Source organism: Cellulosimicrobium sp. NPDC057127 (assembly GCF_042670945.1).
In the GTDB taxonomy this organism is placed as follows: Bacteria; Actinomycetota; Actinomycetes; order Actinomycetales; family Cellulomonadaceae; genus Cellulosimicrobium.
Genome location: NZ_JBHUUP010000009.1, coordinates 70,146 through 88,623 on the forward strand (window position 1 = coordinate 70,146; position 18,478 = coordinate 88,623).

An 18,478-nucleotide genomic window follows, 5' to 3' on the forward strand; every position below is an offset into this window, starting at 1 on the left:
GAATCGTGCATCTGATGCACGAAACCTAGGGTGACCTGCGGCGAGGCGGCAAGAGTCGACCGGCATCGGCACACCCCACAACGGCGGAAATGTGCTGCTGACCTGCAGCGACGACGTCATCGCACCGAGGTGCGAGTTCCTGCATCAGATGCAACTCGCACTAGTTGAACGCCGATAATTGCCCTTATGTCACATTAGCGCGGTTTCGCTGTGATTGCTGTGATCTCCGCTGAGGGCTGTCGGCTTGATGAGCGTCATTCCCTCGGGTGCGGTGGAGCGATCAAACTCGATGTAGTGGCCCTTGAACTCATCCGGGGTCTTGACGGTGAGTCGATAGCGCCCAGGCGTGAGCGGGGTGACGTCCACGAGCGCGCCTGCCGAGGGTCTGCTTCCGATCGGCGTGGTGATGACCGCATTCATGTCTTCGCCCTGCGCTGCTTGGATGCCGTGGGCGATGCGTTCGAGAGTCGAGAGAAGCAGTAGTTCGAGGTCACCCCCGAGGTCGAGTTCGTAGGCACACCAGAGCGCTGCGTCGTCGATCGGGCCGGCTTCTACGGCAGCCCGTCGGGCCTGGGTGACGTCCTTGCGGTCGATCCCGAGAACGTCTTCGAGCGTGCCCTGTGGGTGCAACCAGAGTCCAGCGTCTCGCCAGATGGCACGCACCTTTCCGCCCTTTTGCGCCTCAACCCCCTCTCGTGCCGCGGCGAGCCACGCCGCCCGGCCTTTCGGGTTCTTGTCGTATCCCTCCTTGTTCGCACGATCGACGAGCGGGCGTACGACCGAGCTCGTTCGCGGATCGACGGCGTAGAGCTCGCTGTCATAGGCGGCCACGACGACCGGGTTGGTGTCCATCTCGGTCTGTACCTCGGGTGAGAAGAGTGCGTCCAGGTCGGCAACGGCGCGCACGTCGAGCTCGAGACGTCGCGATACCCCGTGCCACATCGCGACTCCCCCCGCTCCGCCACATTCGACGAAGTCAGTTTGCGCGACGATCTCAGCGGCGCACAGACGCTGAAGAGCAGTGGTGAGAGCCGCGACATCCGTCGGGCCCTCCACCAGGACTGGGCGCGGTGAGAACGCGAGGAGGCTCACCAAGGACGGGTTTTGGGTCAGGGACGCGGTAACCCTCTCCTGGTCATCTGAACGGACCGCTGTACTGAACTGCATGGGAGTAGCACCGGGGCGGAACACCCACACCGCGTCAAGGTCACCGCACTGCTTTGGCCGCAGGAGCGTCGGCTCGTGCGTAACAACCACCGCTTGCCGACCGGTCCTTGAGCATTCTCGAGAGAGTTCTGTGAGCCAAAGGCGCGCCATCGACGGGTGCAGGTGGAGCTCCGGCTCATCCACCACGAGAAGCTGCCAGTCGCTCCTGTAAGTCTCGACCAGAAGGATGATGAGCTCTCGCAGCCCGTGCCCTTCCTCGCGGAACAGGGAGTACTCAGTGCCATTCATCCGCACATCGGGGTCGAGAAAGCCCGCATTCTCGCGCAGCTCGACTGTGCGGCCCAGCGCCCGGCGAAGGAATGCTCGAGTGCGGAGTTCGACGTCAGGCTGGTTGTGCAGGGCATGCATACTGAACAGCGCCTCGCCCCCGCCGTAAGCTCTTGACATGGCCTGAGCCTCCTTGAGGCTCTCCTCGCCCAGAGGAACGCCTCGGTACTTTCCGGCGAAGTTGGTTCCCGACCCGCTTGCGAAGCTCATGATGCCTGTCAGGCGGTCGGTGGAGACGTACCGTCCGCCGGCCTTGATGGCCAGAGCCTGTGCAGCTCGTGACTTGCCGCTTCCGTTACGTCCGACAAAGAACCGAACTCCCGGAGTGCGCAGGTCAAGCGCGAGGTAGTCCTCGGCGCGCCGACGTTCGTCTTCGAGCCCCGGGAAGACATCTGCCCACCTCAGCGAGATCCGGGACGCGGCCCCACCAAGTTCGTTCGCCACCGTCATGGATCGATGATGGCTGACTGGGCACTGCTTTCAGCCTCGCCCCACCGCGCGACCGCGTCGAAACACCTGGCTTGACGCTGATGCCTGCCGTATGTCACTGCGAGGTCTGGCCGCCCCTCCCCGTTGGGAGGCGTCCTCGCGCTGATCAGCGAGAACTGCGCGACGGGCTCGTCGCTGACCCGAGCGTTCGGATTCGTAGCCAGCAAACGAGGCCCCGGACGACCGAGTCGGGAGCCGAACATCAGGCACGAGCCACCGCTTCCCGAACTCGCCATTGCGCCCTTACCTAGCGACCGACGACCGTCGGTGTCGACGACGAGCACGCCGGTTGTGGAGGGCAGCCTTGGCGGACTGCACGGGGTGCCTGCGCCAGCGTCGACGGCGCTCTATGCGGAGCACCGCTGCGTACTCGCTGCGGCTGCGCGCCCGCGCCATGTTGACGAACTCAACGCGTAGCTCTTGGAGTCGCCGGTTGTGCTGCTCCCAGACCAGCTCCGCCGCCTCATAGGTCTCGTCGCGCCGCAGTTCCACGATTGTGGGCTCAAGTCGACGGCCAGGGTCCTCGGCAAGGTACCCGTCCGGGTCGGCGCGATGGAGGAAGGCCAGCCAGTGGATGTTGACGTGTGAGTCACCCCGGCGTGTCCGGGGACCTGATTCCTTGGAAGGATGAAGGTCATGGCACGTCCCTCGAAGTACCCGCCGGAGATGCGGGAGCGTGCGGTGCGGATGGTCGCCGAGGTGCGACCGAACTACGGCACGGAGTACGAGGCGATCCGTGAGGTCGCGCGCAAGCTCGGGATCGGTTCGGCTGAGACGCTGCGGCAGTGGGTGCGCCGCGGGCAGGTCGACGCCGGTCAACGTCCCGGGATCACGTCCGAGGAGTCGGCGGAGATCAAGCGGTTGCGGCGCGAGAACGCCGAGCTGCGGCGGGCGAACGAGATCTTGAAAACGGCATCGGCTTTCTTCGCGGCCGAGCTCGACCGGCCACAGACCAGGTAGTGGCGTTCATCGAGGCGCACAAGGATCACGCCGTGGGTGGTCTGCGTTGGGGAGTCGAGCCGATCATCGCTGTCCTGCGCGAGCAGGGCATCCAGATCGCCCCGTCCACGTACTACGAGGCTCGAGGCCGTGCCCCCTCGCGCCGGGCGGTGCGTGACGAACGGCTGCGCAAGGTCGTGTTTGAGGCGTGGTCCAAGCGCCGGGTCCTGGGCGCCAGGAAGCTGTGGCTGAGACTGCGCAGGGACGGGCACGACATCGCCCGGTGCACCGTGGAGCGTCTCATGGGCGAGCTCGGCGTCACCGGGGTGGTGCGGGGCAAGGCCCGACGTGTGAGGTCACCGGGGCCGGCGGCGGTCCGTGCAGCCGATCTGGTCGACCGGCACTTCGCCGCCCTGGCGCCCAACACGTTGTGGGTCGCGGACTTCACCTACGTCCCGACCTGGTCGGGCATGGTCTACGTCGCGTTCGTGTTCGACGTCCACTCCCGCCGGATCCTGGGCTGGCGGGCAGCCACATCGATGCGGACCAGCCTGGTGCTGGACTGCCTGGAGATGGCGCTGTGGACCCGGCGCACCGAGGGCGTAGTCGACCTGTCCGGGCTGGTCCACCACACAGACGCCGGCAGCCAGTACACCTCGATCGCGTTCACCGACCGCCTCATCGACCACGGCATCGACGCATCGGTCGGGTCCGTCGGGGACGCGTACGACAACGCCCTGGCCGAGTCCCAGATCGGGCTCTACAAGACCGAGCTCATCCGCCCCGACGGCCCCTGGAAGGGCCTCGACGACGTCGAAGCCGCCACCCTGGACTGGGTCCACTGGTTCAATACCGAGCGCACCCACGGATCGATCGACGACCTCACCCCGGTCGAAGCCGAGGCGGCCTACTACAGTCACCATCAACGCCAAGCCGGCGCGGCTTGACGCACGAAACCCAGTCCCCGGACACGCCGGGGTGACTCACCGGCGCCATCACCTACGGCTGGCTCGGCGGCAAGGAACGCGCCCAAGACACCACCGGCCTCACCCTCATGGGCGCCCGCCTCTACAACCCCACCACCGGCCTCTTCACCAGCGTCGACCCCGTACCCGGCGGAAACACCACCGCCTACGCCTACCCACAAGACCCCATCAACCACCAAGATCTCGACGGACGGTTCGCCTTGCGTAAGTGGATCAAGCGAGGCGTGGCAGTGCTTGGAGTCGCTGCTGCCGTCGGCTGTATCGTCGCAACTGCCGGTGTGTGCGGCGCTCTCGCCCTCGGTGCCGCCGCAGCCAGCATCGGCAGCAACTTTTACTCGTGGAAGCGCGGCAAGGGGTCAGACAGAATGACGGGTAGGCAGTTCGCCGCCAACACGGCGTTCGACCTATTCTCTGCATTCGTTCCGGGAGCTCGCGCCGTTCGCAGATTCCCGGGGGCCCACACAAAGTTGGGGAATGTCGTCAGGGCGCGCCTGGGTCATCCCAGGCACATGAACTTCAGTGGTCGGCGGGCCCCGGCCGTTCGGCTCCGCGAGGCAGCGCGGTATCGGCCCGTTCGCACTACCGCACGCATCGCTTTCAATGTCTACTCTGCCCGCAGGTCCGCAACAGGGCGGTGGTGGTAGCGATGCTGCTCGCGTTCGGAATGCTGCTTTCCCTCTGCAGTCTTGGATTCTTCAGCGTGGGCTACTACTGGGTTAAAACTCTGAAAGGCCCCCGGTCCACCCTGGTCATGTACTCCGTTGGGACGACATTTCTCCTCATTGGACTTGCTGGCCTGATCGTGGGTCTTGGGGCAATCTTCAGCGCCCCCTTAGGCGCCCCTCTAGCATGGGCTGTCTCAGGTGGTTTCGCTGCACTATTGCTGGGAAATGTCCTGCTTCCCCTGCACCCTGCCAGGATTGAGGGCCACGAGAGTGAACCTTTGGCTAGGCGTGAGGGCGGCGTAGGCAGCCGGCTTGTCACAGCCGGTGCAGCATGCGCGACAGCATGCGCGGCTCTGCTGGCAATTTTCGGCGGGTAGTGGCAACGGAGTGGCCGTTGGCGCAGTTAAGGCCAGGCACGTTACTCCCAGCGCATGGGCCAGCGCGGTCCATACGTTGCGGTCTTCGATGAGGTCACGCCGGCCCGGGTGCAGTGGGTCCTGCTGCAGATGCCGCCACACCCGCCGGCGCTGCGGCCGGTGACCTCACGGTCGGGTACTACGACACCGACGCCGCCCGGAGCCTGGCACAGAACGGCGCCACCACCACCTACACCCTCGACCCCGCCGGCCGCCGCCACACCGCGAACGATGCCGGGGCAGCCCTGGGTCCGAGTGGTGCCACGGTGCAGTTGGCAACGGGGTGCGACCACCGGTTCACAGGCAAGGAAACTCGTTGACCAGCGAAAATACTCGCGGATAATCGACCTTGAGCCGTTGTGCAAGCGCTGTACACACTCGTCTTGACGCGGTCGCACCACGGCCCAAGGGACCGCCATGTGTGCCGTACCGCTACCGTGCCTCGACCCGAGCTGCGCGGCGATCGACGTCGTGCCAGCGGAACTGGCGGACGACGTCATCGATGACCGGCACGCGCGAGAGCACGGAGAAGACGGCGAAGCCCAGTGCCCCGCCGAGCACGTTGAAGATCAGGTCGTTCACGTCCGCGATGTGCCCTCCGCCCAGCACGTGCGCCGTCACGTACTGCGTGCCTTCGATGACGGCACTGAACATCGCCGCCGCGCCCGAGACCCTCCCCCATGAGACCCGGACGAGGACGAGCGGCACGAGGATGCCGACCGGGACGAAGACCAGGACGTTCATCACCGCGTCGGCGACCTCGTAGTCCGCGAACGGCACGACGACGAGGTAGCTGCTCCACGGCGCGCTCCGGGCGGGCTTGTCCCAGTAGATCGGGAAGACGGTGTTCGCCACGACGCCCGCGGCATAGACACAGAGCGCGAGGGCCACGGAGGCGCGCGGCACCGAGAGCCGCCCACGGCGTCTCAAGAACCAGAGCAGCACCACCAGCACCGCTGCAGCGAGCGGGACGACGACCGGGAGGACGGGGACCTGGTGGAACACGGGTGACCTGCGCATTCGTGGAGACGTCATCGCACGTCAGCACGTGCGGCTCCACCCTGCCCGCCGACGACGGTCATGCCATCCACCCGTGGTCGGATCCGACTCGCGGGTGGCGGTCCGTCGCCGGCGGACAGGTGAACGCGGGTCGTCAGGCGAGGCCCTCCAGGTGGATCGCCTTGCGCACGGTCATCTCGTCGAGCAGGTCCGGGCCGAACCCGGCACCGCCGCCGCTCCCCCGCCGCGGGTCGGCGGAGCCGCCGGGCGCGCCGCCGAACACGGCGTTGACCTTCACGGTCCCGACGTCGAGCTGGTCCGCGGCGCGCAGCGCGCGCTCGAGCGACGGCGTCAGCACGGTCGCGGCGAGCCCGTACGCGGACGCCGACGCGCGCCGCAGCCCTTCGTCGAAGTCCGCGACGCGCACCACCGGCGCGACGGGGCCGAACGTCTCCTCCGTGAGCAGAGCGACGTCGTCGGGGCAGTGGTCGAGCACCGTCGGGGCGTAGAACGACCCGTCGCGGTCGAGCCGCTGCCCGCCCACGACCACCTCGGCACCGGCCGCGGTCGCGCCGCGCACGTGCTCGTCGACGACGGCGAGCTGGTTCTCGTCGACGAGCGGCCCCATCATCGTGGCGTCGTCGGCGGGGTCGCCGACCGTCACCTCGCGGGCGATGCGCGCGAGCTCCGCGACGACGGCGTCCGCGACCTCCTCCACGACGTACGCGCGCTCGACCGCCGTGCACAGCTGGCCGCCGTTCGTGAACGCACCCGTCGCGATCTGCTGGGCCGCGAGCGCCGGGTCGACGCCCGCGTCGACGACGATCGGGTCCTTGCCGCCGTTCTCGAGCAGCACCTTGGTGCCGCGCGACCCCGCGGTCGCGGCGATGCGCCGGCCGGCCGCCGTCGACCCGACGTGCGCGACGAGCGCGACGTCCTCGTGCGCCACGATCGCCTCACCGATCGAGCCGTCGCCGCTGAGCACGCGCAGCACGTCGGCGGGCAAGGCGCCCGCGACGAGCTCGGCGAGCCGCACGCCGGGCGCGTCGCTGCGCTCGGACGGCTTGTGCACGACGACGTTGCCCGTGATGAGCGCGGCGGCGATGAGCCCCGCGGCAGCCGGGTAGGGGTCGTTCCACGGCGTGATGACCGCGACGACGCCGCGCGGCTCGCGGCGCACCACGTCGAGCGCGGCCGGGTCGCCCGCGAGGACGCGCCCGGAACGAGACAGACCGGTGACGGCGGCCTCCTCGAGCAGCTCGGCCGCGACCTCGGCCGACTGCCGCGCCTCGCGCTCGAGCCGCCCCGTCGTCGCGCACAGCAGGGCGCCGAGCTCGTTCGCGGCGTCGCACACCGCGCGGGCGGCGGCGCGCAGCGCGCCCGCGCGCTCCCCCGGCGGCGTCGCGCGCCATGCCGGCCACGCGGCCGCCGCGGCACGGACGGCCGCGTCCACCTCCTGCGCCCCGGCGCACTCCACCGGCGTGCCCGGGCGGCCCGTGGTCGGGTCGGTGCGCTCGACCCGGTGGGCGCCGGGCGTCCGGGCGTCACCGCCGGACACGGCGGACGGGGCGGGCTGCGCGGTGGGCGTGAGCGTCATTCGAGGCCTCCAGAGGTGGGACGTCAGGGGGAACGACACGACGAGAAGTACGTATGCGTGCAAGGTCGGCGTGCGAGAAGCGCTTCTCGGCGAGAAGGTGAAGCCGGGTTGCAGCAGCGCCGACCCGCACGCGTCAGGTCGTGCCCCCGTTCGGGGCACCACCAGCCTGGCCCGAGAAAGGAAGGCTCGCCATCCATGCGCGTCCTCGGTGTCAACGCCCTGTTCCACGACCCCTCCGCGGCGCTCGTCGTCGACGGCAAGGTCGTCGCGGCCGCCGAGGAGGAGAGGTTCTCCCGGCGCAAGCACGGCAAGCGGCCCGTGCCGTTCGCGGCGTGGGAGCTCCCGGAGAGGGCCATGGCGTGGTGCCTCGAGGAGGCCGGTCTGCGCCCGCAGGACCTCGACGCGGTCGCGTACTCGTTCGACCCGGCGCTCGCGAAGCCCGCCGAGGAGATGGGCCTGCCGGACCCGTGGGACTGGCTGCGCGTGCAGTACGCGGAGCGGGCCCCGCAGTTCATCGCGACGGCGCTACCGGGCCTGTCGCCGTCGGCCGTGCGGTTCGTGCCGCACGAGGTCGCCCATACGGCGTCGGCCGCGCTCGCGTCGCCGTTCCCGGTCGCGAGCGTGCTGTCGCTCGACGGGCGCGGTGAGCGTTCGTCGCACCTCGCGGGCCGCTACGACCACGGCAAGCTGGAGGTGCTCGCGAGCCAGGAGCTGCCGCACTCCCTCGGCCTGGTCTACGAGTCCCTCACCGAACACCTCGGGTTCCTGCGCTCGAGCGACGAGTACAAGGTCATGGCCCTCGCGTCCTACGGCGAGCCGCGCTTCCTCGACGACCTGCGCGAGATCCTCTACGCGACGGACGACGGCGGGTTCGTCGCCGAGGCGCCCGACTGGACCCGGTGGGCGCCGAAGCGTGTCGACGACGGCACCTGGGGCACCGAGCACGGCGGCATGGCGGAGCACGCCGACCTCGCCGCGTCCGTGCAGGCGCGTCTCGAGGAGGTGCTGATCGACCTCGCGACGTGGCTGCAAGGCCAGACGGGCGACCGCGTCCTGACGATGGGCGGCGGCACCGCGCTGAACTGCGTCGCGAACTCCCGCATCTGGCGCGAGACCCCGTTCGAGGAGGTGTGGGTCCAGCCTGCCGCCGGTGACTCCGGCACGGCGCTCGGCGCGGCCATGCAGCTCGCCGCGGAGGGGGGCGACACGGTGGAGCCGATGGGGTCCGCCGCCCTGGGCCGGTCCTGGACCGACGACGAGCTCGCGGCGTGGCTGCGCACCGCGAAGGTCCCGTTCACCACGCCGGACGACCTGCCCGGCGAGGTCGCGCAGGTGCTCGCCGACAACGGCGTGATCGCGTGGTTCGACGGCCGTGCCGAGTTCGGGCCGCGCGCGCTGGGCCACCGCTCGCTCATCGCCAACCCCGGTCCGGTGGAGAACCTGGAGCGGCTCAACGACGTCAAGGGCCGCGAGCAGTTCCGCCCCGTCGCGCCGATGGTGCTCCTCGAGGACGCGGCGGAGATCTTCAGCGGCGGTCCCATCCCGAGCCCGTACATGCTCTTCGTGCACGAGGTCGCCCCCGAGTGGCGCGACCGGATCGCCACGGTGGTGCACGTGGACCACACGGCCCGCATCCAGACGATCGACGACTCCACGCCGCGCCTGCAGGCGATGATCCGGGCGTTCAAGGAGCGCACGGGCCTGCCCGTCGTCGTGAACACGAGCCTGAACACCGCCGGGCGGCCGATGGTCGACGACCCGCGTGACGCGCTCGAGCTGTTCGGCTCCGCTCCGGTCGACGCCCTCGTCCTCGGGCCGCACCTCGTCCGGCGCGCGGACGTCTTCGCCCCCGGCGCGGGCGACGGGGCGGCGGCGTGACGGCGCCCGCCACCCCGGGTGTCGCCGGCACCGAGCCGACGTACGCCGTCGTCGTGCCGTCCATCGGCCGGCCGTCGCTGCTGCGCCTGCTGGAGACGCTCGCCGCGCAGGCGGACGGCTCGCCCGCCGCGCCGCGGCCGTCCGAGGTGGTCGTCGCCGACGACCGACGGCTGCCGGTGGCCGGCGGTGGCACGGCGCAGGAGCCGGTCCCCGAGCCCCTCGACCTGGGTGACGTCGGCGCCCGGCTCGGCGCGCGCGTCGTGCGCACCGGCGGGCGCGGCCCGGCCGCCGCCCGCAACGCCGGCTGGCGCTCGACGTCGGCCCCGTGGGTCGTGTTCCTCGACGACGACGTGGAGCTGCCCGACGGCTGGGCCGACCTGCTCGCCGCGGATCTCGCCGCCGCCGGCGAGCGCACGGGCGGTGTGCAGGGCCGTCTGCACGTGCCGCTGCCGACCCACCGCCGCCCCACCGACTGGGAGCGTGGCACCGCGGGCCTGCAGGACGCGCTGTGGCCGACCGCCGACATGGCGTACCGCCGCACCGCGCTCGAGCAGGTCGCCGGCTTCGACGAGCGGTTCCCCCGCGCCTACCGCGAGGACGCCGACCTGGCGCTGCGCGTGCGCGAGGCGGGCTGGGAGCTCGTGCGCGGCACGCGGACCACCACCCACCCCGTGCGCCCGACCGACGACGGCGTGAGCCTGCGCGTCCAGGCGGGCACGCGCGACGACGCGACGATGCGCGCCCTGCACGGACCGGACTGGCGCGAGCGTGCCGAGACCGGTCGCGGCCGCCTCGCGTGGCACGTCGTTACGGTGGGCGCCGCGGGCGTCGCCGTCGCGGGACTGCTCGCGCGCCGGCCTGGCGTCGCCGCGCTCGGTGCCGCGACGTGGGCCGGGCTCACGCTCGACTTCGCGCGCCGTCGCCTCGCGCCGGGGCCGCGCCCCGGCGACGACGTCTTCGCCGCGGAGCTGCGCCGCATGGCCTGGACGAGCGCCGCGGTCCCGTTCGCGGCCGTGCGCCACCGCGTCGCGGGCACGATCGTCGCGCGCCGCGGGCTCGACCCGTGGCCCGGCACGCTCGCCGCGGTGCTGTTCGACCGCGACGGCACGCTCGTCCACGACGTGCCCTACAACGGCGACCCGGCCGCCGTCCGCCCCGTGGACGGCGCGCGCGAGGTGCTCGACGACCTGCGGGCGCGCGGCGTGCGCGTCGGCGTCGTGTCCAACCAGTCGGGCGTCGCGCGCGGCATGATCACGCGCGACCAGGTCGACGCGGTCAACGCGCGCGTCGAGGAGCTGCTCGGCCCGTTCGACACGTGGCAGGTGTGCCCCCACGGGCCCGACGACGCGTGCGCGTGCCGCAAGCCCGCGCCCGGCATGGTGCTCGCGGCCGCGGCGGAGCTCGGCATCGAGCCGTGGCGCTGCGCCGTGGTCGGGGACATCGGCGCCGACGTCGCCGCGGCGCTCGCCGCCGGCACCACGCCCGTGCTCGTGCCCACGCCGGTCACCCGCGCCGAGGAGGTCGACGCCGCACCCCACGTCGCGGCCGACCTGACCGCCGCGCTCCGCGCGCTCAAGGACCGGCTGCCCGAGGAGCGCGCGTCGTGACGGCGGACGTGCTGGCCGTGCGCCTCGACAGCGACGGCGACGTGCTCCTCACCGGGCCGGCGATCCGCGCGCTGGCGGCCCGGGCGACAGAGCACGGCGGGCAGGTCGACGTGCTCGCGTCGTCCGCCGGCCGTGCCGCCGCCGAGCTGCTGCCAGGCGTGCGCGACGTGCTCGTGTTCGACGCGCCCTGGTCCGGCTACGCACCGCCGCCGCTCGACCGCGCCGAGGTGCTCGGCCTCGTCGAGACGCTCGCCGCGCGCCGGTACGCGTCCGCGGTGATCTTCACGTCGTTCCACCAGAGCCCGCTGCCCATGGCGCTGCTCGCCCGCCTCGCGGGGATCGGTCACGTCTCCGGCACGAGCGAGGACTACCCCGGCTCGCTGCTCGACGTGCGCCACCGCCGCCCCGACGGACTGCACGAGGTCGAGGCCGCCCTCGACCTCGCGCGCGCTGCCGGGTACCCGACGCCGACCGGTGACGACGGGGCACCCGACGACCGCCTGCGCGTGCGTGAACCGCTCCCCGACGTGCGCGACCTCGTCCCCACCGGCCCGTACGTCGTCGTGCACCCCGGCGCATCGGTGCCCGCGCGCGCGCCGGCGCCCGACCACGCGCGCGCCATGGTCGCCGCGCTGGCCGAGGCTGGGCACCGCGTCGTCGTCACCGGCGGTCCGCGCGAGACCGGGCTCGCGGCGCACGTCGCGGACGGCCGCGCGACCGACCTGTCGGGGCGCACCGACCTCGCGGGCCTCGCCGCGGTGCTCGCCGGGGCGGCGTGCGTCGTCGTCGGCAACACCGGGCCCGCCCACCTCGCCGCCGCCGTCGGGACGCCCGTCGTCTCGCTCTTCGCCCCCGTCGTCCCCGTCGACCGGTGGGCGCCCTGGGGCGTGCCGACCGTCGTCCTCGGCGACCGGGACGCCGTGTGCCGCGGGACGCGGGCCCGCGAGTGCCCCGTCGCCGGGCACCCGTGCCTGACCGGGATCGCGGCGGGCGACGTCGTCGCCGCCGTCGAGCGGCTCGTCGCGACGTCCCCCGGCACGCTCCCGACCGCGCCCGGGAGGGCGCCCGAGACCGCGGAGGTGGTCGCATGAGGATCCTCGTCTGGCACGTGCACGGGTCGTGGGCGACGGCGTTCGTCGCCGGCGACCACGAGTACGTCGTGCCCGTCGTCGCGGACCGCGGGCCCGAGGGCCGCGGGCGCGCGCAGACGTGGGACTGGCCCGCGTCCGCCCGCGAGGCGACGCCCGAGCAGATCGCCGAGCTCGCCGCGGACGGCGGGATCGACGTCGTCGTGCTCCAGCGGCCCGAGGAGGTCGAGCTGCTGCGGCGCTGGACCGGTCTCGTGCCCGGGCGCGACGTGCCCGCCGTCTACGTCGAGCACAACGCGCCCACCGGGCACGCCGCACGCTCGCGCCACCCGCTCGCCGACCTCGACGTCGTCGAGGAGGGCCTCGTCCCGGTCGTCCACGTCACCGCGTTCAACCAGCTCATGTGGGACTGCGGCGACGCGCGCACGCTCGTCGTCGACCACGGCATCCCCGATCCCGGCCACCTGTACACCGGCAGCCGGGCGAGCGTGGGCGTCGTCGTCAACGAGCCCGTGCGGCGCTGGCGCGTCGCCGGCACCGACGTCCTGCTCGAGGTGGGTCGCCACGCGCCGCTCGACGTGTACGGCATGGGTGTCGGCAAGCTCGCCGAGCACCTGGTCGAGCCGCCGTCCGGTCAGGCCACGGGACCGGCGCTCCAGCACGGCCTGCACGACGACGTCCCGCAGGCCGCGATGCACGCGCGCCTCGCGACGTCGCGCGTCTACCTGCACCCCTACCGCTGGACCAGCCTCGGCCTGTCGCTGCTGGAGGCGATGGCGCTGGGGATGCCGGTGCTCGCCCTGCCGACCACGGAGGCGCCCGTCGCGGTCCCGCCCGCGGCAGGGGTGCTCAGCTCCCGTCCCGACGAGCTCGTCGCCACCGCGCGGCGCTGGCTCGCCGACCCCGACGAGGCCCGCGAGCGCGGCTCCGCCGCGCGCGCCCACGTCCTCGAGCACTACTCGCACACCACGTTCCTGCGCCGCTGGGACACGGTCCTCCAGGAGGTGACCTCATGAAGATCGCCATGATCTCCGAGCACGCCAGCCCGCTCGCCGCCCTCGGCGGCGTGGACGCCGGCGGGCAGAACGTCCACGTCGCGTCGCTGGCCACGCGGCTGGGCGCGCAGGGGCACGAGGTCGAGGTCTACACCCGGCGCGACGACGCGACGCTCCCCGAACGCGTGCCGCTCGCGCGCGGCGTCGAGGTCGTGCACGTGGACGCCGGCCCGCCGCGCGCGGTGCCGAAGGACGAGCTGCTGCCGCACATGGACGCGTTCGGCGCGGACCTGCGCCGCCGCTGGTCCGACCCGGACGCCGCCCCCGACGTCGTGCACGCGCACTTCTGGATGTCCGGCATCGCCGGGCTCGTGTCCGCGCCCGGGCTCGGCATCCCGCTGGTGCAGACCTTCCACGCCCTCGGCTCCGTGAAGCGGCGCCACCAGGGCCCTCGCGACACGAGCCCCGCCGAGCGCGTGGCCCGCGAGCGGCTCCTGTGCCGCGCGGTCGACCGCATCGTCGCCACCTGCACCGACGAGGTCGCCGAGCTCGTCGCCCTGGGCGCCGACCCGGACCGTGTGGACGTCGTCCCGTGCGGGGTCGACGTCGGACGCTTCCGCCCCGACCCGGCACGCGCGGAGCACCAGCGCGAGCGTCGCCGCGAGGAGCCGGGCACGTTGCGGCTCCTGACCGTCGGGCGGCTCGTGGAGCGCAAGGGCGTCGACACGGTGATCGAGGCGCTGCCCGCGCTGCCGTCCGCGGAGCTCGTGGTGGCCGGCGGTCCGGCAGCGGACCGGCTGGACCAGGACGAGGAGGTGCAGCGGCTGCGTGCGCTGGCCGACGCCCTCGGCGTCGGGGACCGGGTGCGGTTCGTCGGCAGCGTGACGCAGGACGAGGTGCGCGACCACATGCACGCGGCGGACGTGGTCGTGTGCGACCCCTGGTACGAGCCGTTCGGCATCGTCCCGCTCGAGGCCGCGGCCTGCGGGCGGCCGGTCGTGGGTGCCGCCGTCGGTGGCCTGCTCGACTCGGTCGTGGACGGACGCACGGGACTGCTCGTACCGCCGCGCGACCCGGGCGCGCTCGCCGCGGCGCTCCAGCGCCTCGCCGACGACCCGGCCCTCGGCGAGCGGCTCGGGTCCGCCGCGCGGGTGCGCGCCGAGCGCCTGTACAGCTGGACCGCCGTCGCGGCGAGCACGCTGGAGTCGTACGAGCGCGTGGTGGCGACCGGATCTCGGTCCGGCAGGCCCCGTGGTACGGCCGCGGTGCCGACCGACGTCCCGTCGGAGGTGCCGGCTCGCACGACCGCACCGGCCCCGGCGGCCGGTGCGCTGCGGGCGGTGAGCGCCCGATGAGCGCCGCGCGCGACTGGCTGCGTGCGCACGCCGACGACCTGCACCAAGGGCTCGACCTCCTGCTCGCCGAGGCCGACCGCATCGACGCGTGGGGTGAGCGCCTTGCGGACGTCGTGCTCACGGGCGGGCGGCTGCTCGTCGCGGGCAACGGCGGCAGCGCCGCGGAGGCGCAGCACCTGACGGCCGAGCTCGTCGGGCGGTTCGAGGGCGAGCGCGTGCCTCTGTCCGCGATCAGCCTGCACGCCGAGACCTCCAGCCTCACCGCGATCGTCAACGACTACGGCATCGGCGAGATGTACGCGCGGCAGGTCGCCGCGCACGGGCGCGCGGGCGACGTCCTGCTGCTGCTGTCCACGTCGGGCAGCAGCGAGAACGTCGTCGCCGCGGCGCAGCGTGCGCGCGAGACCGGCCTCACGACGTGGGCGCTCACCGGTCCGCGGCCGTCGGCCCTGTCGGCGGCGTGCGACGACACGCTCGCGATGCAGGGCGCGTCGACGTCGTCGGTCCAGGAGCTGCACCTCGTCGTCGTGCACGCGCTGTGCGCCGCCGTCGACGCGCACGTGCGGCACCGGCAGGCCGCGGCGGAGTCCGTCGCCGACAGCGGTGCCGACACCGCCCACGCGCAGCCGCAGCCCGAGGGACCCGCGCACGCGGACGACCGGCCGCGCGTCGTCGTCGTCGGGGACGTGCTCCTCGACCGCGACGTCGACGGCCAGGTGACGCGCTTCTCCCCCGACGGGCCCGTGCCCGTCGTCGACACCCTCGGCGTGCGCAGCAGCCCCGGCGGCGCCGGCCTCACCGCCCTCCTCGCGGCCGACGCCGCACGCGTACGGCTCGTGGCGCCGTTCGGTGACGACGAGGCCGGCGCGGACCTGCGCGCGCTGCTGCGCCCGCACCTCGGCGTCGTCCCGGTGCCGCAGGAGGGCACGACGCGGCGCAAGACGCGCGTGCGATCGGCCGGGCAGACCGTCGTCCGCGTCGACGACGGCGGCCCGGCCCGGCCCGTCGACATGCCCGAGGCGGCGGTGCGCGCGACGCTCGGCGACGCCGACGTCGTCCTCGTGTCCGACTACGGCGCCGGGACCACGCACGACGGGCCCCTGCGCGTCGTGCTCGCGGAGGTCGCCCGGACGACGGCGGTCGTGTGGGACCCGCACCCGCGCGGCGGCGCGCCCGTGCCCGGCGCGGCGCTCGTCACGCCCAACCTCGCCGAGGCGCTCGACGCCGCGGACCGCCTCGGGATCGACGCGACGGCCGACGACGTCGGCGGGCTCGCCCAGGCGCTCGCGCGCGGCTGGGACGTCGACGCGGTCTGCGTGACCGCCGGGGAGCGCGGCGCGTTCGTCGCGCGCGCCACGGGCGAGCCGGCGTACGTGCCGGCGACCGCCGTGGCGGGCGACCCGTGCGGCGCCGGTGACCGCTTCGCGTCCACGGCGGCGTGCGAGCTCGCCCGCGGCGCCTCGCTCGTCGACGCCGTCGCCCGCGCGGTCGACGCCGCCTCCGCGTGGGTCGCCGCCGGCGGCGCCGAGGGCTACCGTCGCCGCGCGGACGCCGCGACGGCTGCCGGCGCGACCCCCGGAGCGGGTGCGACGCCCAGGGCCGGGTCCGCCGGCTCCCCGAGCGACGGCGACGGCCCGACGCCCGAGGAGGTCGGCGCCCGCCTGCGGGCACGCGGCGGCACGGTCGTCGCGACGGGCGGGTGCTTCGACATCCTCCACGCCGGGCACGTCGCGACCCTCGAGGCCGCGGCCCGCCTCGGCGACCACCTCGTCGTCCTGCTCAACGGCGACGCGTCCGTGCGGCGCCTCAAGGGACCCGACCGACCCGTCGTCACGCAGGCCGACCGCGCCCGCGTGCTCGCCGCGCTCGACTGCGTCAGCGACGTCGTCGTCTTCGACGAGGACGACCCCCGCGACGCGCTCGACCGCCTCCGCCCCGACGTCTGGGCCAAGGGCGGCGACTACACCGAGGACACGCTGCCCGAGGCCGAGGTCGTGCGCCGCCACGGCGGGCGCGTCGTCGTCCTGCCGTTCGTCGCCGGGCGGTCCACGACGTCGATCCTCGAACGATCCGGGCGCTACGCCCCCACGACCACCTCCCGCACCACCTCGAAGGAGACCACCGCATGACCTCTCCCACCACGTTCCAGCAGCCCGCCGACTCCCCCGCGCCGGTGCCCCGCGAGGTCGGCACCGTGTACGTCACGGGCGGCGCGAGCGGCCTCGGGGCCGCGGTCGTCGAGGCGGTGACCGCCGCCGGCGGCAAGCCCGTCGTCCTCGACCGGGTCGCGCCCGCGAACGGCGGGCTGCACGCGATCGTGGACCTGTCCGACTCCGCGGCGGCCGCCGCCGCGGTCGAGCGCCTCGCCGTGGAGGTCGGACCGCCCGACGCGGTGGTCACCGCCGCCGGGACCGACGCGTGCGGCCGCCTCGAGGACATCGACGTCGAGACGTGGGAGCGAGTCGTGCAGGTCAACCTGTTCGGGACCGTCTCGGTGGTGCGCGCCGCGCTGCCGCACCTCGCCGAGCGGCGTGGGACCGTCGTCACCGTCGCGTCGACGCTCGGGCTCAAGGGCGTCTCGGACGCGACCGCGTACTGCGCGTCGAAGTTCGCCGTGCGCGGCTTCTCGCAGGCGCTCGCCGCGGAGACCGCGGGGACGGTCGGCGTGACGTGCCTCGTGCCCGGCGGCATGCGGACCGCGTTCTTCGACGGCCGCACCGAGCAGTACAAGCCCGGCCCCGACGCGGACCTCAACGATCCGCGCGCGACCGCCCAGGCGGTGATCACCGCGCTGCGCCAGCCGGTCGGGTGCGAGATCCGCGAGATGCTCGTCATGGCCTCCGGCGAGACGTCGTGGCCGTGAGCGAGGGCATGACGGGACCCGAGGACCTCACCGGCGACGGGGCGAGCGAGCTCGCGCCCGACCTCCCGGCGGTCGTCGAGGGCGAGGACGAGGGCACGGTGCTCGTGCTGCGCGCGCTCGGCCTCGGCGACGCGGTGACCGCGATCCCGGCGCTGCGCGGCGTGCGGCGCGCGTGGCCGCGCCGGCGCGTGCTGCTCGCCGCGCCGAGCGAGGTCGGGGCGTGGCTCCAGGGGCTGGGTCTGGTCGACGGCGTCGTACCCACGACCGGCCTCGAGCCGCTGCGCTGGGGCGAGGAGGCCGAGGCGGTGACGGACGCGCCGCCCGCCGGGCACGTCGCCGTCAACCTCCACGGCAGCGGGCCGGAGAGCCACCGCATCCTGCTCGAGACGCAGCCGGACCTGCTCGTGGCGTTCCGGTCCGACGAGGCCGTCGTGCCGGGGCCGGACTGGGACGACGACGAGCACGAGGTCGACCGCTGGTGCCGCCTCGTGACGTGGGCGGGTGGCCGGTGCGCGCGCGAGGACCTGCGCCTCGAGCCGCCGGCGTCGCGGGGCACGCACGTCGTCGTGCACCCCGGCGCGGCCTCCGGGTCGCGGCGCTGGCCCGCGGACCGGTTCGCCGCGGTCGTGCGCCGGCTCGCGGACGCCGGGCACGACGTCGTCGTGACGGGCGGGCCCGCCGAGCGCGAGCTGTGCGCGGAGGTCGTCGCGGCGGCGGGTGCCGGGGACGACCTGGCGCCCGGCGGCTCGGTGAGCGACGCCTCGGGCACGCTCGACCTGCCCGCGCTGGCGGACGTCGTCGCCACGGCGCGGCTCGTCGTCTCCGGGGACACGGGCGTCGCGCACCTGGCGACGGCGTACGGCACGCCGTCGGTCGTGCTGTTCGGGCCGACACCGCCCACGCTGTGGGGGCCGGCGATCGACCCCGAGCGGCACGCCGTCGTCTGGCACGGCGAGGACCTCGTCGCGCCGGGTGGCGACGTCACCTACCTCGGCGACCCGCACGGCGACGACGTCGACCCGGCGCTCGAGCGCGTGACGGTCGACGAGGTGGTCGCCGCGGCGGAAAACCTCCTGACGGGGGCCGACGCCGACGCCTAGGGTCGAC

General features: G+C 73.5%; 13 protein-coding genes. 10 read left to right on the forward strand and 3 right to left on the reverse strand.

Annotated elements, in window-relative coordinates; genetic code table 11:
- Positions 1 to 189 precede the first annotated feature (189 nt).
- Positions 190 to 1,944: an ATP-dependent endonuclease gene (locus ACFTZA_RS10620; protein WP_378193962.1), complete on the reverse strand. Its 1,755-nt coding sequence runs from the start codon at positions 1,942 to 1,944 to the stop codon at positions 190 to 192.
- Positions 1,945 to 2,619: 675 nt separating this feature from the next.
- Here ACFTZA_RS10620 and ACFTZA_RS10625 point away from each other — a divergent pair.
- Both ACFTZA_RS10625 and ACFTZA_RS10630 read left to right on the forward strand, forming a co-directional pair.
- Positions 2,620 to 3,869 (forward strand): IS3 family transposase gene (locus ACFTZA_RS10625; RefSeq protein ID WP_378193965.1). Its coding sequence is split into 2 segments (ribosomal slippage): positions 2,620 to 2,902 and positions 2,902 to 3,869, totalling 1,251 coding nucleotides; the frame shifts between segments, so codons are not numbered across the junction.
- 47 nt (positions 3,870 to 3,916) lie between these two features.
- Positions 3,917 to 4,552 carry an RHS repeat-associated core domain-containing protein gene (locus ACFTZA_RS10630; protein ID WP_378194251.1) on the forward strand — a complete coding sequence of 212 codons (636 nt, stop codon included), beginning with the start codon at positions 3,917 to 3,919 and terminating at the stop codon, positions 4,550 to 4,552.
- 869 nt (positions 4,553 to 5,421) lie between these two features.
- Here the strand turns inward: ACFTZA_RS10630 and ACFTZA_RS10635 are convergent.
- Both ACFTZA_RS10635 and ACFTZA_RS10640 read right to left on the reverse strand, forming a co-directional pair.
- Positions 5,422 to 6,009, reverse strand: a complete 588-nt coding sequence (locus tag ACFTZA_RS10635; protein ID WP_378193969.1) for a VanZ family protein — start codon at positions 6,007 to 6,009, stop codon at positions 5,422 to 5,424.
- Between the two features lie 133 nt (positions 6,010 to 6,142).
- The gene (locus ACFTZA_RS10640; RefSeq protein WP_378193971.1) at positions 6,143 to 7,585 is read right to left on the reverse strand and encodes an aldehyde dehydrogenase family protein; all 1,443 of its coding nucleotides are present in this window, start codon (positions 7,583 to 7,585) and stop codon (positions 6,143 to 6,145) included.
- Positions 7,586 to 7,780: 195 nt separating this feature from the next.
- On the opposite strand from ACFTZA_RS10640, the gene ACFTZA_RS10645 reads away from it, so the two are divergent.
- From ACFTZA_RS10645 to ACFTZA_RS10680, 8 genes are read left to right on the forward strand one after another with little or no spacing between them, the layout of a single operon-like run.
- Positions 7,781 to 9,463 (forward strand): carbamoyltransferase, encoded by a 1,683-nt coding sequence (locus ACFTZA_RS10645; protein ID WP_378193974.1) that lies wholly within the window; start codon positions 7,781 to 7,783, stop codon positions 9,461 to 9,463.
- Positions 9,460 to 11,070 carry an HAD-IIIA family hydrolase gene (locus ACFTZA_RS10650; protein ID WP_378193977.1) on the forward strand — a complete coding sequence of 537 codons (1,611 nt, stop codon included), beginning with the start codon at positions 9,460 to 9,462 and terminating at the stop codon, positions 11,068 to 11,070. Before ACFTZA_RS10645 ends, ACFTZA_RS10650 begins: the two co-directional genes overlap by 4 nt.
- Positions 11,067 to 12,161 (forward strand): glycosyltransferase family 9 protein, encoded by a 1,095-nt coding sequence (locus tag ACFTZA_RS10655; protein ID WP_378193980.1) that lies wholly within the window; start codon positions 11,067 to 11,069, stop codon positions 12,159 to 12,161. Before ACFTZA_RS10650 ends, ACFTZA_RS10655 begins: the two co-directional genes overlap by 4 nt.
- Positions 12,158 to 13,174, forward strand: coding sequence for a glycosyltransferase (locus ACFTZA_RS10660; RefSeq protein WP_378193983.1), 1,017 nt, complete (start codon positions 12,158 to 12,160; stop codon positions 13,172 to 13,174). The genes ACFTZA_RS10655 and ACFTZA_RS10660 overlap by 4 nt, the downstream gene beginning before the upstream one ends.
- Entirely contained in the window at positions 13,171 to 14,508 is a 1,338-nt protein-coding gene (locus tag ACFTZA_RS10665) for a glycosyltransferase (RefSeq protein WP_378193986.1), read from the forward strand. The genes ACFTZA_RS10660 and ACFTZA_RS10665 overlap by 4 nt, the downstream gene beginning before the upstream one ends.
- Complete coding sequence (locus tag ACFTZA_RS10670; RefSeq protein ID WP_378193989.1) at positions 14,505 to 16,637, forward strand: PfkB family carbohydrate kinase; 2,133 nt, start codon at positions 14,505 to 14,507, stop codon at positions 16,635 to 16,637. Before ACFTZA_RS10665 ends, ACFTZA_RS10670 begins: the two co-directional genes overlap by 4 nt.
- A complete protein-coding gene (locus ACFTZA_RS10675) occupies positions 16,634 to 17,371 on the forward strand; it encodes an SDR family oxidoreductase (protein WP_378193992.1) in 738 nt (245 codons plus the stop codon). The genes ACFTZA_RS10670 and ACFTZA_RS10675 overlap by 4 nt, the downstream gene beginning before the upstream one ends.
- Positions 17,368 to 18,471, forward strand: coding sequence for a glycosyltransferase family 9 protein (locus tag ACFTZA_RS10680; protein WP_378193994.1), 1,104 nt, complete (start codon positions 17,368 to 17,370; stop codon positions 18,469 to 18,471). The genes ACFTZA_RS10675 and ACFTZA_RS10680 overlap by 4 nt, the downstream gene beginning before the upstream one ends.
- Positions 18,472 to 18,478: the final 7 nt, after the last annotated feature.

Bases quoted from the DNA above. Each gene is read 5' to 3' on its own strand.
- ACFTZA_RS10665 (WP_378193986.1), top strand. From the start codon at position 13,171: ATGAAGATCGCCATGATCTCCGAGCACGCCAGCCCGCTCGCCGCCCTC.
- ACFTZA_RS10670 (WP_378193989.1), top strand. From the start codon at position 14,505: ATGAGCGCCGCGCGCGACTGGCTGCGTGCGCACGCCGACGACCTGCAC.
- ACFTZA_RS10640 (WP_378193971.1), bottom strand. From the start codon at position 7,585: ATGACGCTCACGCCCACCGCGCAGCCCGCCCCGTCCGCCGTGTCCGGC.
- ACFTZA_RS10635 (WP_378193969.1), bottom strand. From the start codon at position 6,009: ATGCGCAGGTCACCCGTGTTCCACCAGGTCCCCGTCCTCCCGGTCGTC.
- ACFTZA_RS10620 (WP_378193962.1), bottom strand. From the start codon at position 1,944: ATGACGGTGGCGAACGAACTTGGTGGGGCCGCGTCCCGGATCTCGCTG.
- ACFTZA_RS10645 (WP_378193974.1), top strand. From the start codon at position 7,781: ATGCGCGTCCTCGGTGTCAACGCCCTGTTCCACGACCCCTCCGCGGCG.
- ACFTZA_RS10660 (WP_378193983.1), top strand. From the start codon at position 12,158: ATGAGGATCCTCGTCTGGCACGTGCACGGGTCGTGGGCGACGGCGTTC.
- ACFTZA_RS10675 (WP_378193992.1), top strand. From the start codon at position 16,634: ATGACCTCTCCCACCACGTTCCAGCAGCCCGCCGACTCCCCCGCGCCG.